At 64.8% G+C, this 13,665-nt stretch carries 14 protein-coding genes and 1 riboswitch; of the genes, 4 read left to right on the forward strand and 10 right to left on the reverse strand.

The window, feature by feature from the left end; all coding sequences use genetic code 11:
- Nucleotides 1–124 precede the first annotated feature (124 nt).
- The 3 genes from hisS (at nt 125) to CIT39_RS05510 (ending at nt 2,453) form a co-directional block, all read left to right on the forward strand.
- Nucleotides 125–1,657: a histidine--tRNA ligase gene (gene hisS, locus CIT39_RS05500; RefSeq protein WP_414645242.1), complete on the forward strand. Its 1,533-nt coding sequence runs from the start codon at nt 125–127 to the stop codon at nt 1,655–1,657.
- A 117-nt stretch (nt 1,658–1,774) separates the two neighbouring features.
- Nucleotides 1,775–1,978 (forward strand): tautomerase family protein, encoded by a 204-nt coding sequence (locus CIT39_RS05505; RefSeq protein WP_008144861.1) that lies wholly within the window; start codon nt 1,775–1,777, stop codon nt 1,976–1,978.
- An 82-nt stretch (nt 1,979–2,060) separates the two neighbouring features.
- Nucleotides 2,061–2,453, forward strand: a complete 393-nt coding sequence (locus CIT39_RS05510; RefSeq protein WP_094973051.1) for a thioesterase family protein — start codon at nt 2,061–2,063, stop codon at nt 2,451–2,453.
- A 25-nt stretch (nt 2,454–2,478) separates the two neighbouring features.
- Here the strand turns inward: CIT39_RS05510 and CIT39_RS05515 are convergent, their stop codons facing one another.
- From CIT39_RS05515 to CIT39_RS05525, 3 genes are all read right to left on the reverse strand, one after another.
- Nucleotides 2,479–3,840, reverse strand: coding sequence for an NAD(P)H-dependent oxidoreductase (locus tag CIT39_RS05515; protein ID WP_094973050.1), 1,362 nt, complete (start codon nt 3,838–3,840; stop codon nt 2,479–2,481).
- Between the two features lie 79 nt (nt 3,841–3,919).
- On the reverse strand, nt 3,920–4,744 hold the full coding sequence (proC, locus tag CIT39_RS05520; protein WP_094973484.1) for a pyrroline-5-carboxylate reductase: 825 nt from the start codon (nt 4,742–4,744) through the stop codon (nt 3,920–3,922).
- Between the two features lie 197 nt (nt 4,745–4,941).
- Complete coding sequence (locus CIT39_RS05525; RefSeq protein WP_094973049.1) at nt 4,942–5,442, reverse strand: type III secretion system chaperone family protein; 501 nt, start codon at nt 5,440–5,442, stop codon at nt 4,942–4,944.
- 424 nt (nt 5,443–5,866) lie between these two features.
- Nucleotides 5,867–6,040, forward strand: a riboswitch (FMN riboswitch).
- Nucleotides 6,041–6,117: 77 nt separating this feature from the next.
- Between CIT39_RS05525 and CIT39_RS05530 the strand changes: the two genes are divergently transcribed.
- Nucleotides 6,118–6,675: a 6,7-dimethyl-8-ribityllumazine synthase gene (locus tag CIT39_RS05530; RefSeq protein ID WP_094973048.1), complete on the forward strand. Its 558-nt coding sequence runs from the start codon at nt 6,118–6,120 to the stop codon at nt 6,673–6,675.
- 91 nt (nt 6,676–6,766) lie between these two features.
- Here CIT39_RS05530 and CIT39_RS05535 read toward each other — a convergent pair whose 3' ends face one another.
- The 7 genes from CIT39_RS05535 to lgt form a co-directional block, all read right to left on the reverse strand.
- Nucleotides 6,767–7,801, reverse strand: a complete 1,035-nt coding sequence (locus CIT39_RS05535; RefSeq protein WP_162308362.1) for a D-alanine--D-alanine ligase family protein — start codon at nt 7,799–7,801, stop codon at nt 6,767–6,769.
- A complete protein-coding gene (locus tag CIT39_RS05540) occupies nt 7,798–8,826 on the reverse strand; it encodes a putative zinc-binding metallopeptidase (protein WP_094973046.1) in 1,029 nt (342 codons plus the stop codon). The genes CIT39_RS05535 and CIT39_RS05540 overlap by 4 nt, the downstream gene beginning before the upstream one ends.
- Nucleotides 8,827–9,038: 212 nt before the next feature.
- On the reverse strand, nt 9,039–9,992 hold the full coding sequence (locus CIT39_RS05545) for a ribose-phosphate pyrophosphokinase (protein WP_162308363.1): 954 nt from the start codon (nt 9,990–9,992) through the stop codon (nt 9,039–9,041).
- A gap of 192 nt (nt 9,993–10,184) precedes the next feature.
- Nucleotides 10,185–10,799: a hypothetical protein gene (locus CIT39_RS05550; protein WP_094973044.1), complete on the reverse strand. Its 615-nt coding sequence runs from the start codon at nt 10,797–10,799 to the stop codon at nt 10,185–10,187.
- A gap of 113 nt (nt 10,800–10,912) precedes the next feature.
- On the reverse strand, nt 10,913–11,680 hold the full coding sequence (pgeF, locus tag CIT39_RS05555) for a peptidoglycan editing factor PgeF (RefSeq protein ID WP_094973043.1): 768 nt from the start codon (nt 11,678–11,680) through the stop codon (nt 10,913–10,915).
- A complete protein-coding gene (locus tag CIT39_RS05560) occupies nt 11,680–12,795 on the reverse strand; it encodes a class I SAM-dependent methyltransferase (protein ID WP_094973042.1) in 1,116 nt (371 codons plus the stop codon). Before CIT39_RS05560 ends, pgeF begins: the two co-directional genes overlap by 1 nt.
- A gap of 20 nt (nt 12,796–12,815) precedes the next feature.
- Nucleotides 12,816–13,661 (reverse strand): prolipoprotein diacylglyceryl transferase, encoded by an 846-nt coding sequence (lgt, locus tag CIT39_RS05565; protein WP_094973041.1) that lies wholly within the window; start codon nt 13,659–13,661, stop codon nt 12,816–12,818.
- Between the last annotated feature and the right edge of the window lie 4 nt (nt 13,662–13,665).

The raw sequence follows: 13,665 nt of genomic DNA on the forward strand, positions 1-13,665 counted from the left end.
TTCGCGCCCCGGCTGGTAAACGCCGCGGATGGCCGAAAAACCCAAAAAACCCCAGAAACTGAAGGCGCGCCTGCCGCGCGGGCTCGAGGATCGCGACCCCGCCGCGATCCGGGCGACGCGCGAGATGGTCGAGAAGATCCGCACCGTCTACGAGCTCTACGGCTTCGAGCCGGTGGAGACGCCGGCGATGGAATACACCGACGTGCTCGGCAAGTTCCTGCCCGACCTGGACCGTCCGAACGAGGGCGTGTTCTCGTTCCAGGACGACGACGAGCAGTGGATCAGCCTGCGCTACGATCTGACCGCGCCGCTCGCCCGCTACGTCGGCGAGCGTTACGGCACCGACGCGCTGGTCCTGCCCTATCGCAGCTACCGCGTCGGCTATGTCTTCCGCAACGAGAAGCCCGGCCCCGGCCGCTTCCGCCAGTTCATGCAGTTCGACGCCGATACGGTCGGCTCGGCGACGCCGGCAGCGGATGCCGAGATCTGCATGATGGCCGCCGACACGATGGAAGCGCTGGGCGTGCAGCGCGGCCAGTACGTCGTGAAGGTGAATAACCGCAAGGTGCTCGATGGCGTTTTGGAAGCGATTGGGCTCGCAGGTGAGGAGAACGCAGACCGTCGCCTTATCGTACTGCGCGCAATCGATAAGCTTGACCGCTTGGGCGTTGAGGGCATCAAACAGCTGCTTGGAGAAGGACGTAAGGACGACAGCGGCGACTTCACAAAGGGCGCTGGATTGGCGCCGGCGGCTGTGGGCCAAATTCTAGATTTCGTTACTGGGGAGGGCGAAACCTGGGCGGACATGGCGATGTACAAAGCGCCTACAGATGATGAATGGACAAGAACCGGCGCCGAAATGGCTGCCGTTACGAGCCTGCCAGAAAAGCCAAATACACGCTTTTTCTATTTCAACTCCCGCCTCTTGGATCATTGGTACAAGCTCGTTGCCAACTCCGAAACAGGTCAGCAGGGGATTGCCGAACTCCGGCAGATACTAACAATCATGGAATCGTCGGGTTACGGCTCAAGCCGCTTCCGGATCTCCGCAGAGACAATCCGCGGCCTCGAGTACTATACCGGTCCTGTCTACGAGGTCGAACTGCTGCTCGAGACCAAGGACGACAAAGGCCGCCCGGTGCGCTTCGGCTCTGTCGGCGGCGGCGGCCGCTATGACGGCCTCGTCTCGCGCTTCCGCGGCGAGCCGGTGCCGGCGACCGGTTTCTCGATCGGCGTGTCGCGGCTGCAGGCCGCGCTGACGCTGCTCGGCAAGCTCGACACCAAGCCGGAGTTTGGCCCCGTCGTCGTCACCGTGTTCGATCGCGACCGCGTCGCCGACTACCAGAAGATGGTGGCGTCCTTGCGGACCGCCGGCATCCGCGCCGAGCTCTATCTCGGCAATCCCAAGAACATGGGCAATCAGCTCAAATATGCCGACCGCCGCAACTCGCCTTGCGTGATCATCCAGGGTTCGGATGAAAAGGCGCGCGGCGAGGTGCAGATCAAGGACCTGGTCGAGGGCGCCAAGGCGGCGGCCGCGATCGCCTCCAACCAGGAATGGCGCGAGAGCCGCCCGGCGCAGTTCTCGTGCAGCGAAGCAGATCTCGTCGCGAAAGTGCGTGAGGTCCTGTCGCGCCATGACGTAAAGTGGGGATAGCCATTCCGCCAAGCGTCATGCCCGGGCTTGTCCCGGGCATCCACGTCCTGTTTGATGAAAGCGAACGTGGATGGCCGGGACAAGCCCGGCCATGACGAACGCAGCAGGGAGAGAACGATGCCTGAGATCACTGTCAGCATGGCCGAAGGCCGCACCGACGAGCAGAAGGCCGGCATGATGCGCGACATCACCCAGGCGCTGGTGAAGAATCTCGGCGTCGACGCCGATGCCGTCGTCATCCAGATCAACGAAGCCCCGCTCCGCCACAAGATGAAGGGCGGCAAGACCTTCGTGGAGCGCGCGGCGGCCGCGAAGAAGTAGCCTCGGCTGGAGCGGCAACCACCACCGTCGTCTCGGACCAGCGTCAGCGCAGATCCGGGACGACAGCGGAGTTTGAGGCACCATGGACGCACGCGATTACATCACGATCGGCATGAGCGCCGAGCGCACGCTGGTGGTCCCGGCGGAGCGCACGGTCGGGCACTTCGTGCCGGGTATGCCGATGGTTTATGCGACGCCGATGATGATCCTGGAAATGGAGATGACGTCGGGCGATGCGATCCGCTCGGCGCTGCAGCCGGGGTGGGTCACCGTCGGCACCGAGGTCGACATCCGCCATCTCGCCGCCGCACTCGTCGGCGCGACGGTGCGGACGACCGCGAAGGTCGTTGCGGTCGAACGCCGCGTCATTCGGTTCGAGGTCGAGGCGTTCGAGGGCACGCGCAAGCTCGGCGAGGGCCGCCACGCGCGCGGGCTCGTCAATGTCGAGATGTTCAACAAGCGGCTGGGCGCATAGTGCTGCCCGCTCGGCGTGACTTCGCCTAACTCTCCCTGCGCGCTCCCGGCGACGAATAGAACGCTTCCTGCTCCCTGCGGACACGCACAGCAGGCAGCGTTTCGTCAATCGCCACATCGGCCCAGGTGATGCAGGAGTCCTTTGCTACCGCCTTTGTCAATCGCACATTGTGTGCAAGCCCGAGCGGCAAATAGCCCTTTGCAAGCGAGGTTCTGGCCGGCGTCAGCTTGCCGAAGACAGTGTAGCCGCCTTCTCCGTCCAGCGTATCTCCGGCGCGCAAATCCTTCTTGGCTGTCGCGGCAACATCGGCGTTGAACGTCGTTGCGACCCCCGTCGCCTCCTTGCGCAGTGCGATCGAGGCGACCGAAATTCCGAGCTCGAGACCAATGAGATGCCACTTCTTGTAGGAGCTCATGTAGCGGCCGCTCGGATCGGTGACGACGCTATATTCCTGGAAGCAGTTGCGGATGTACTCGCTGTCGCCTTCGAAGCAGACCCAGACGCCCTTGCGGATGTCGTTGGGGATCGGTTTGCCGTCCGCCGTCAGGCAGGACACGACTTCGACCTGTCCCTTGGATTCCAGGATGCCGCCCTCGGAACGCGGGCGCATCAGGGTCGGGATGTCGTCGACCGATCCCGGCGGGAATGCGAGGCCTTGCGAGGGCGCCTCCAGCCCGGTTGCGTTTGCGATCGCGGCGGATTCGATCGCCGGCTTGGAGCCGTCGAGAAATGCGTTGAACATCTTTGGGTTCATGCCGCCGCGCGCGGCTTGCTCGGCGGAGAGGCCCCAATGGTCCCAGACCGTTTCGGGCGTCGACTCCCGATAATGCGGCAGCCATTTGTGGCCGCGGCCGGCCGCCACGACCGGGAAACCGCAGGCCCTTGCCCAATCGACGAGGTCGCAGGCGAGGGCCGGCTGATCGCCATAGGCGAGGCTGTAGATCACGCCGGCCTGTCTTGCTCTTTGCGCGAGGATCGGTCCGCAGAAGGCGTCGGCCTCGACGGTCACGTTGATGACGGGCTTGCCGTTGGCAAAGGCGCCAAGGCAGTGTTCGACCGCCGCGACGGGATTTCCGGTACACTCGGCGATCACCTCGATGCCGCCGCACTTCATCAGCGCTTCCCAGTCTTCGGTCAGGAAGGTCGTACCATTCTTGAGTGCATCCTCAAGCGAGACGGCGGCGAACTGCTCAGGGCGCCAGCCGACGCGGTTCAGGTTTTCGCGGGCACGCGACGGGGACAGGTCTGCAATTGCGACGAGATGGACGCCGGGCGTGCGCAGAACCTGATGCAGGTACATCGCACCGAACTTGCCCGCCCCGATCAGTCCGATCCTGATGGGGCGCCTCGCGGCCTGTCGTTCGAGAAGTTTCGCGTAGAGGTTCACGACGCTCTCCTTATCGGCAACAGCCAGGATCGCCTTGCGTTCGGCCGTCCGGATCGGGGCCGAAACGCTCTTGTTCTGCCTACTTCGCCAATTCCTTCGACCGCTTCGTCGCCGCGGCAATCGCGCGGATCATCAACTCGCGCAGGCCGGGCTCGCCCATCAGCACGCCGAGCGCCGCAGCCGTGGTGCCGCCGGGCGAGGTGACGTTCTGGCGCAGCGTGCTCGACGGCAGCTCCGACTGGTGCAACAGTTCACCCGAGCCGGCGACCGTCTCGCGTGCAAGCTTGGTCGCCAGTGCTTCGGGCAATCCGGCCTCGACGCCAGCGCGGGCGAGTTCTTCGGCGAGCAGGAACACATAGGCCGGGCCGGAGCCGGAGACGGCAGTGACCGCATCCATCAGGCTCTCGTCGTCGACCCATTCGACCGAGCCGGTGGCGCGCAGCAGCGCATCGGCCACCGCGCGCTGCGCGGCGCTGACGTTGTTGGCTGCGACCGCGACGGTGATGCCGCGGCCGATCGCGGCCGGCGTGTTCGGCATTGCGCGCACCACGGCGCCGCCGCAGACCTGTTGCAGCGATGCGATCGTGGTTCCCGCCATGATCGAGACCACCGAGGTTTTGTCCGAGACGAATTGCTTCAGCCTGATGCCGGCCTCGCGGAACATCTGCGGTTTCACCGCCACGACCAGCGTCTCGACGGGGCCGGCCGTCGTCGCGTCGGGATTGAGCGCGACACCCTTGACGGCAAGCGCGATGATCTCGGGCGAGATGTGCGGATCGATCACGGCGACGCGGCGCGGATCGAGTCCGCCCGAAAGCCATCCGGTCAGCATCGCGCCGCCCATCTTGCCGGCGCCGGCGAGGAGGATGGTGCCGGTGATGTTCTGGAGGGGGTTGTTCGTCATCGCTGCTGCCACACGTACGCTGTCGTCCCCGCCTAGTGCGCAATTGCGCACGGGGAGCGGGAACCCATAACCACAGGCGGTTCTAGTGGATGAAGGTGTCGGCAACAAGCCGCGTGCCCCAAGGAGGCATCACGCGGTATGGGTCCCGGATCTGCGCTGCGCTTGTCCGGGACGACGGCGGAGAGGTGGGCGAGACCCTACGCCTCTCCCACCGTGTCGAACATCGCCGCGTCCATGGCCTGCGCGGTGGTCTTGCCGGCCCACACCACGAACTGGAACGCCGGGAAATAGCGCTCGCAGGCGTGGATGGCGCCGGCGAGCATGGCTTCGCATTGCGCGGTCGAGGCGGTGAGCCCGCCCGGCAGCACCAGGGCCTGGCGGTGCATGATCATGCCGGTGTTGGTCCAGAGATCGAAGTGCCCGACCCACAGCTGCTCGTTGACCGCGGCGACGAGCCGCTGCACCTCGCCGCGGCGCGCGACCGGAATCTTCATGTCGAAGGCGCAGGCCAGATGCAACGCCTCGATCTCGCCCATCCAGGTGAAGGAGATCTGGTAGTCGGTCCATTGTCCCTTCGAGACAATGGTGAGTTCGTCTTCGCCGGAGCGTTCGAACGGCCAGTTGTTGCTGGCAGCGATATCCTCGACCACCGCGAGTGGATGGCTTCTGGAATCGATAGTGCCTTCGAGCAGGGACATGCCGTCTCGACCTCTTGCCTTTTTGTTGTCTTTGATACGCACGCGGTCGGCCCGGTACGCTCCCTCAATGTCGCTATCGCGATTCCCCTCGGGGTCGCTGTTGCGATCCCCTCGGATCGGTGCGGGCCTGTCGCGGATCAAGTGATGTGATTTGCGGAATCTGCGCAACTGGCTGCCGAGTCCGTCCACAAGTCAGGACTCGTTCGTCCACAGCTCATCTCTCGGCCACAATTCTTAACGATGAGAACAAACCGGAATCGGATTCCGGACCCCGCGCCAATCGTTAATTCCGCCCCGCGAGGGCCGTGCCGCCAAGAGGACCTCAATGGCGGCATGGGACCATGCGCTATCCCCATGAGGAACACGCTTGCTGTGGCCGCCGGCCGGCGTCATATTTCCGGTCAGGCCGCTCATCCCGGGCGGCCGATGTTCTCAGGGCGGGGTGAAAGTCCCCACCGGCGGTAAGGGCCGAAAGGCTCAAGCCCGCGAGCGCCTTCCTCGAGGATGGTCCTGAAAAGGATTTCTCCGGGGGGAAGGGTCAGCAGATTCGGTGCAACTCCGAAGCCGACGGTTAAAGTCCGGATGAAAGAGAACGGTCGGAGGCAGACGCATCGCAAGGTGCGGCTGTTTGTCGTTCCGTGTGCCCTGATTCTGGTCCTTAAACCGAGGAAAGCCATGAATCAGATGTTGCAAGACCCCAAAACCGAAACTTCCGAAGTCACCCTACCGCCGGTTCCGCATGACCCGGCGCCCGACCACCCGCGCTTCGCAAAGCCGCAGCGGGTGGCCTTCGTGCAGGCCTGCTGGCACCGCGACGTGGTCGAGGAGGCCCGCATCTCCTTCATCAAGGAGGCCGAAGCGCGCCACCTCACCCATGTCGACGTGTTCGAGGTGCCGGGCTCGTTCGAGATCCCGCTGCATGCGCAGGTTCTCGCCAAGACGCGGCGCTACACCGCCATCGTCGCGGCCGGCCTCGTCGTCGACGGCGGCATCTATCGCCACGAGTTCGTCGCCGACACCGTGATCAAGGCGCTGATGGACGTGCAGCTGCGCACCGAAGTTCCCGTGTTCTCCGCGGTGCTGACGCCGCAGCAATTCCACGAGACCGAGGTGCACTACGACTTCTTCCGCAAGCATTTTGCGATCAAGGGCGTCGAGGTCGCGGCCGCCTGTGCGGAGACGTTGCTCGGCCTGGAGCGCCTGCGTGGCCAGGTCGCGGCGGGAATTGTGTAACGCAGTGCAACGACCATTACCCCTCATCCCGAGGAGCGCGTAGCGCGTCTGGTAGGATGAGGGGCCATTCTACGATCGCTGTCACCTTCCATCACCCCAATGACACCCCCGCCTTGGCCCGGCTGATGCCGAGCGTCAGGATGCGCTGCAGGAGATCCGGATATTTGAGCCCGGCATGTTGAGCCGCCGTGGCGAACTCCTGGCTCTTGGCGATCTCGGGGTTGGGATTGGCTTCGATGAAATACGGCGTGCCGTCGGCGGTGAGACGAAAATCGATACGCGCGTAGCCGTCGAGGCCAAGCGCCCGATAGATGCGCTTCGCCGCGCGCTGGATGCGCGCGGTAACTTCGGGCGAGAGGTCTTTCGCCGGCCCGTCGACGATGCCGACCTTCTCCTGATAGTCGGTGTCGTGCTTGGCCTTTTCGGTGGCGATGTGCCGCGACCTGCGCCCGCCCATGCTGCCGAATTTCAGTTCCCAGACCGGCAGGACGCGCAGGCGGTTGTTGCCGAGCACGCCGACATAAAGCTCGCGTCCCTCGATGAACTGCTCGGCGATGGCGGCGGTTTCGCTCCGATCGTGGATGAAGGCGACGCGCTCCGCGAGCTTTTCGTCGGTGTCGACGATCGAGGCCTGGGAAATGCCGGCAGATCCATCCATGTTCAGGCTCTTGACGATCAGCGGCAGCGGAAGATGCTTCGGCCGCCTGACCTTGCGTCGCATCGGGAAAACCGCGAAGGCCGGCACCGCGATGCGCCGGTGATGGACCAGCGTCTTTGACAGGTCCTTGCCGCGCGCCAGGATCAGGCCGCGCGGATTGCATCCGGTATAAGGGACCTTCATCAGCTCGAGATAGCTCGCGATGTGCTGGTCGAAGGCGACGTTGTTGTGGAATTCCTCCAGCAACGTGAAAACCACATGCGGCTTGAACTCCTCGATCGCCTCGCGCACCGGCTTGATCTCCTCCTGCGCGCCGAGCGCGCGGACGTCGTGGCCGGCCGCACGCAAGGTGCTGACGACGTCGTATTCCGTTTTCCAATTGTTGATTTCCTGCGCGGTGTATCCGTCGGAGGAGTCCGGGGGCATGAAGTCCGGATGCATCAGGACCAGAATGCGCAAGCGTCTCATAGCGCGATCCATTTGCGCCGAGACGGGCCGAACATCGTGTGCATCGTCTTGGCGGTCACGAGGACGGTGAAGTCGAGAACGAGCTTCTGTTCAGGGCCGACGGCGCGCAGGTCGAGTTCGCGGCAGCGGGAGATCATCTCGTCAAGCACGGCATCGAGCGTGAGCTGGTTCTCGCCGGTCCATCGCGCGACCAATTGCCTGATATGGGCGCGGTGGCGCCGGATCAGGGCCGAAGCCGGCTTTGAGCGGTGATGACGCGGATCGGCCGAAAACAGCCGGGAGAGGTCGCGGTCGTAGGTCTTCGGTGGCGTGAAGGCGTAGAACGCCTGCTTCTTCTTGTAGTGGTCTTCGAGCGTCTGGCTGAGCCGGCCCAGCGGCTCGACACGCTCCCGCGTCGTAATCGGCGGCCGCTTTCCCGCGATCTCGCTCATCAGCTCGTCGACATATTCGAGCTTCTTCAGTGCGGGCCAGCCGGCATATCGCGTCCGCCAGTTCGAACGCGGCCGCAGCCACACCGCAAAGGTCTCGGCGAAATCCTCGTCCGGATGGCTCTGCGCGTACCACAGCCGGAGATGCTGGACGTAGCGCCTGCTGGCAGGATTGGGTCGGTAGTAGCGCGGGTAATGTTTCGACGACGGGCCGAACAGCTGCTGCCAGCGCCGGCGGCGCTGCAGCTGATAGCCGTGCTGCATGGCATGGCCGGCCTCGTGACGGAGGATCGCCATGCATTCGCGCCAGGTCCCGCCCTCGACGTCGAACATCATCTTCTTCTCGAGCTTCATCAGACGGGGATGGGCGAGATAGAAGGGGATGGCGATGCCCGGCACACCGCCCGGACTGAACCATTCGCTCGAGATCCAGGTGTGAGGCCGCAGCCGGATGCCCCGCTCTTCGAGCTCCTCATGAAGCGTGCTGACGCAGTCCTCGAGCCAGGTGCCTTTGACCGTCACCCTCAGGCTGGAGAGGCGCTGCTTGAGCAACTCGTCATCCGAGAGCTTCTCCCAGGCAAATTTCCGGCTTGGCATCAGGAATCCAGAGGGCAGAGATGACTCGGTATCCGGATGATGTCATGGGCGGCGGGCGGCAACAACCCGTGGGCTGCGAGGCGTGCTGCGGCGCGTCAGCCCTGTAGGGTGGGCAAAGCGAAGCGTGCCCACCATCTTCATGGTCACAACAAAGGTGGGCACGGCGCGTTGCGCCTTTGACCACCCTACGAGGCCCTGTCGCGATCGGAAAACTAGTCGAACAGGCTCGACACCGACTCTTCCGCCGCCGTGCGCGCGATCGCGTCCGAGATCAGGCTGGCGATCGGCAGGGTGCGGATGTTCGGCGCCTTGCTCACCGCGTCCGTCGGCAGGATCGAGTCGGTGATCACGAGCTCCTTCAGCCTGGAGTTGGTGATACGGGCGGCCGCGCCGCCGGAGAGCACGCCGTGGGTGATGTAGGCGTAGACGTCCTTGGCGCCCTTTGCGATCAGCGCGTCGGCCGCGTTCACCAGCGTGCCGCCAGAGTCCACGATGTCGTCGACCAGGATGCAGCTATAGCCGGCGACGTCGCCGATCACGTTCATGACCTCGGATTCGCCCGCCCTCTCGCGGCGCTTGTCGACGATCGCGAGCGGGGTGTTGATGCGCTTGGCAAGGCCGCGAGCGCGGGCCACGCCGCCGACATCTGGCGAGACCACCATCACCTTGCCGAGGTCGAAACGTTCGCGGATATCGCGCACCATCACGGGGGCAGCGAACAGATTGTCGGTCGGGATATCGAAGAAGCCCTGGATCTGGGTAGCGTGAAGGTCGAGCGTCATGACGCGGTCGACGCCGGCATGGGTGATCAGGTTGGCGACGAGCTTGGCCGAGATCGGCGTGCGAGAGCCGGACTTGCGATCCTGCCGGGCGTAGCCGAAATACGGGATCACTGCCGTGATGCGGCGCGCCGAGGAGCGGCGCAGCGCGTCGGTGATGATCAGCAATTCCATCAGATGGTCGTTCGCCGGGAACGAGGTCGACTGGATGATGAAGGCATCCGAGCCGCGGACGTTCTCCTGGATCTCGACGAAGATCTCCATGTCGGCGAAGCGCCGCACCACCGCCTTGGTCAGCGGCAGGTCCAGGCCCTGCGCGATCGCCTGCGCGAGGGCCGGATTGGAGTTGCCGGCGACGAGCTTGATGGAGCCGTTCTTGCCCGACATGGATGCTTCCTCCCGCGCTTTGCTGGATACGACGTTTAACATCTCAGATCCCACTGGAAGCACGGTTACGACGGGCGAGGAAATATCAGGCCGGGGGCTGCAATGGCAACCCGGGAGGCTACGTTTTCCCTTCGAAAATCCCGAGTCGGGCCAACGGCTTGGCCGCAACTTGAGGCCGTGGTTTAGCGGGGGTTATCGCTCCGCATAGCCGAGTGCCGTCGTCGGCATCTCGGGTACGGGTGCGATCGGAGCGATGCTCGCCACCGCCGGTCCCCGAAGGCCCGGAGCCGTGCTCGGTGCATCCGGCGTTCCGTTGATCATGTTGGAAAGTCCGCTGAATCCGGCCTGGGCGATCTTCCGCAGCACGAGGTCGTCGGCGGCGTTCCAGGGATCGCGGCCGCCCCTGGCGGCGGTCGGCTCCTCGCCGGAGAGGCGCAGGGCCCGCTGCTGGTTGGCGTCGTAGACGTCCCAGACCCAGGCGATCACGGTCTTGCCGCGCACCACCTGGGCGGAGAGATAACTGCGCACGCGATAGGCAGCGGTCCCCTCGCGGGAGACGACGGACAGGCTGCGCAGCTTGGATTCACTGTCGAGCACGCCGACCATGCGGTCGAACACCTGCGGCGGCGGCCCGTCGATCGATTCGAAGGCAACCGTCGCTCCGGAGCCCGTGCTCGGCGCCATCGCATAGGAATTGGCGGCCCCGCCGCCGCCGGCGCAGCCGCCAAGCGCGGTCGCTGCCGTCAGCAGCACGACCGCCAGCACGCGCGAACCCGCACGGCCCAGGATGAATGACGCGTCCCTCATTATGGACGGCAGCGATATCGTTAAAATCGATTAAGGTCTAGGGCAGGGGCGACACAGGCCACCGCCATCGCATCAGGGCATCGCCCCGGAATGACACGGGGTTGCCGCTGTGTTCACGGTTCGAGCGCGATCGCGTGAACGTGACGGCCGTAATCCGGCTCCTTGCGATGCACCGAGCGGCGATAGCTGAAGAAGCGCTCGTCGGCGTAGGTGTCGAGGCCGAGGTCGTCGATCATCAAAATGCCGGCGGCCTCGAGCCGGTTGCGAATGAAGCCGGCGAGGTCGAACATTGCGTGGCCCTCGCGCACCGACGGGATGAAGAAGACTGCGTTGTCGGCATCGGCCTCGATGAAGCGCGCGACGAACTCGTTGCCCACCTCGTAGCTGTCCTGGCGGATCAGCGGCCCGATCGCCGCAATGATGCCGCTGCGGGTGGCGCCGAGTTTTTCCATCGCTGATATCGTGGATTCCAGCACGCCCGTCAGCGCGCCCTTCCAGCCGGCATGCGCTCCGCCGATCACGCGCGCATTGGGGTCGACGAACAGCACCGGCCCGCAATCGGCGGTGGAGACGCCGAGCGCGATGCCGGGTGTGTTGGTCACCAGCGCATCGCCCTTCGGCCGCGGCCCGTTCGGCCAGGGCGTCTCGGCGACCAGCACGTCGGGCGAATGGATCTGGTGCAGGCTGAGGAAGCGGTCGGCCGCGACGCCGACATGCTCGGCCATGCGGCGGCGGTTCTCTGCGACGAGGGTCTGATCGTCGCTGGAGCCGAGCCCGCCGTTCAGCGCGGAATAGATGCCGCCGGAGACGCCGCCTTCGCGGGTGAAGAAGGCATGGCGCAGGCCGGGCACAGCTGCCAGCAGCGACGAGGTGAGGGTCATCAATTACCTCCGGCCTGTTCGAGATCGCTGAGGCCGGCAATGGCCGTCAGCCGCGGCTCGGAGATGCCGAGCACCTTGAACATCGAGCCCATGCCGCTGCGGCCGGTGTCCGTCAGGCGATTCAGCGCGATCGAAATGTCGGTGGCGACCTCCGGCGTTGCCTTCTGCATCAAGGCGGCGGCGCGGGTGTCGATGCCGATGCGCTTGAGGAAGTCGCCTTGCGTCACCGGCCCGTGCACGCGCGCGCCGACATCCTCGGCCGCGCGCGCCAGCGCCTGGAAGTCGACATGGGCGGTGACGTCGGCTTGGCCCGGCGCCTTCAAGGGATCGGTGAAGGTGTGGCGCGCAATCGCCTGGAACGTGTCGCCGGCATCGCTGCGCAAATGGCCATAGTCGATGATCAGCGCGGCGCCGTCCTGGTCGCGCACGCGCGTGGCGAGCTTCATGATCTCGCCGTCGGGCCGCCATTCGAACACGGCGCCGACGGGCGCGGCGCGCACCAAAGGCGGCAGCAGCACGTCGAAGCGTGGCGTCGGCTCGGATGCCGCACCGAATTGAAGTTTTCCGTTGCCGTCGATCTCGATCACGCGCTCATGCCAGCCGTTCTCGTGGCGGATCATCTGGTGGATCGGCAGCACGTCGAAATATTCGTTGGCGAGGATGATGCTCGGTCCCTCAGGCACATCGTCGATGCTGTCGTGCCAGGCGATGTTGCGCAGGCCCGACAGCGTCGCACCCTGCCGCTCGCGCAGCACGGGATTGACCTCGACCATGTGGATATGAAGCGCCTGGTAGAGCGGCGGCAGCACGCGAAGCGCGCGCAACGCGTCGGCCATCATGGTGCCGCGGCCGGGGCCGAGCTCGATCAGCCGCAGGAATTGCGGCGAGCCCATCTGCTTCCACACCGAGGCCGTCCATAGTCCGAGCAGCTCGCCGAACATCTGGCTGACTTCGGGCGCGGTGGTGAAGTCACCTTCACGTCCCAAGGGATCGCGCGAGACGTAATAGCCATGGCGCGGATGCATCAGGCACAGTTCCATGTACCGCCAGACCGGCATGGGGCCTGAGGATTTGATCAGCGCCTTGATCTCGTTGAGTAGCGGCTGCTCGGTCACGGTGGTCTTCTCGAAATGAATTAACGAATGGTCCCTGCGGGCTTCGGCGCACCGCGCCTGACTGCCAATACAATAAGTATGCCGCCCACGATAAGCATCGGGATCGACAGCAGCATGCCCATGGTTAATCCGCCCCAGAGGAAACCAAGCTGCGCGTCCGGTTCGCGGAAGTGCTCGCCGGCGATCCGGGACAGGCCATAGATCAGGATGAAGGCGCCCAGGATCATGCCAGGCCGCTTCAGCGCGCCGAGCCGGATCATGATCGCGAGCACCGTGAACAGCAGGATGCCTTCCATGCCGGCCTCGTAGAGCTGGCTCGGATGGCGCGGCAGCTGCGTGGGATCGTGGGGGAAGATCATTGCCCAGGGCAGGCTTGCATCGGTGGCGCGGCCCCACAATTCGCCGTTGATGAAGTTGGCGATACGCCCGAGCAGCAGCCCGATCGGGGCGACCGCGGTGGTGATGTCACCGAGTGACAGGATCGAGATGCGATTGCGATAAGCAAACCACATCACCGCCACGACGCAGCCGAGAAAGCCGCCATGGAAGGACATGCCGCCCTCCCACAATCGGAAGATCGCGGCAGGATGATCGATGAAGAAAGGCAGATTGTAGAACAGCACGTAGCCGGTGCGGCCGCCGAGAATGATGCCGAGCGTGACCCAGAGGATGAAGTCGTCGATCTGCAGCAGCGACATCGGCGCTGGGCCGCCCCACAGGCGTTCTCTCTTCAGCAGCGAGCGCGCATAGAGCCAGCCGAACACGATGCCGCAGATATAGGCCAGCGCATACCAGCGGATCGCGAACGGGCCGATCTCGAGCGCGATCGGCTTGAAGGCGGGGAAGTCGATGAGCAGAAAGAGCATCGCG

Origin of the sequence: Bradyrhizobium symbiodeficiens (genome assembly GCF_002266465.3) — a bacterium.
GTDB classification, from domain to species: Bacteria; Pseudomonadota; Alphaproteobacteria; order Rhizobiales; family Xanthobacteraceae; genus Bradyrhizobium; species Bradyrhizobium symbiodeficiens.

Coding starts and splice junctions, on each gene's coding strand:
- CIT39_RS05525 (WP_094973049.1), bottom strand. CDS start 5,442: ATGTCCCTGCTCGAAGGCACTATCGATTCCAGAAGCCATCCACTCGCG.
- hisS (WP_414645242.1), top strand. CDS start 125: ATGGTCGAGAAGATCCGCACCGTCTACGAGCTCTACGGCTTCGAGCCG.
- pgeF (WP_094973043.1), bottom strand. CDS start 11,680: ATGACCCTCACCTCGTCGCTGCTGGCAGCTGTGCCCGGCCTGCGCCAT.
- CIT39_RS05530 (WP_094973048.1), top strand. CDS start 6,118: ATGAATCAGATGTTGCAAGACCCCAAAACCGAAACTTCCGAAGTCACC.
- CIT39_RS05550 (WP_094973044.1), bottom strand. CDS start 10,799: ATGAGGGACGCGTCATTCATCCTGGGCCGTGCGGGTTCGCGCGTGCTG.
- CIT39_RS05505 (WP_008144861.1), top strand. CDS start 1,775: ATGCCTGAGATCACTGTCAGCATGGCCGAAGGCCGCACCGACGAGCAG.
- CIT39_RS05510 (WP_094973051.1), top strand. CDS start 2,061: ATGGACGCACGCGATTACATCACGATCGGCATGAGCGCCGAGCGCACG.
- CIT39_RS05535 (WP_162308362.1), bottom strand. CDS start 7,801: ATGAGACGCTTGCGCATTCTGGTCCTGATGCATCCGGACTTCATGCCC.
- CIT39_RS05545 (WP_162308363.1), bottom strand. CDS start 9,992: ATGTCGGGCAAGAACGGCTCCATCAAGCTCGTCGCCGGCAACTCCAAT.
- proC (WP_094973484.1), bottom strand. CDS start 4,744: ATGACGAACAACCCCCTCCAGAACATCACCGGCACCATCCTCCTCGCC.
- CIT39_RS05540 (WP_094973046.1), bottom strand. CDS start 8,826: ATGCCAAGCCGGAAATTTGCCTGGGAGAAGCTCTCGGATGACGAGTTG.
- lgt (WP_094973041.1), bottom strand. CDS start 13,661: ATGCTCTTTCTGCTCATCGACTTCCCCGCCTTCAAGCCGATCGCGCTC.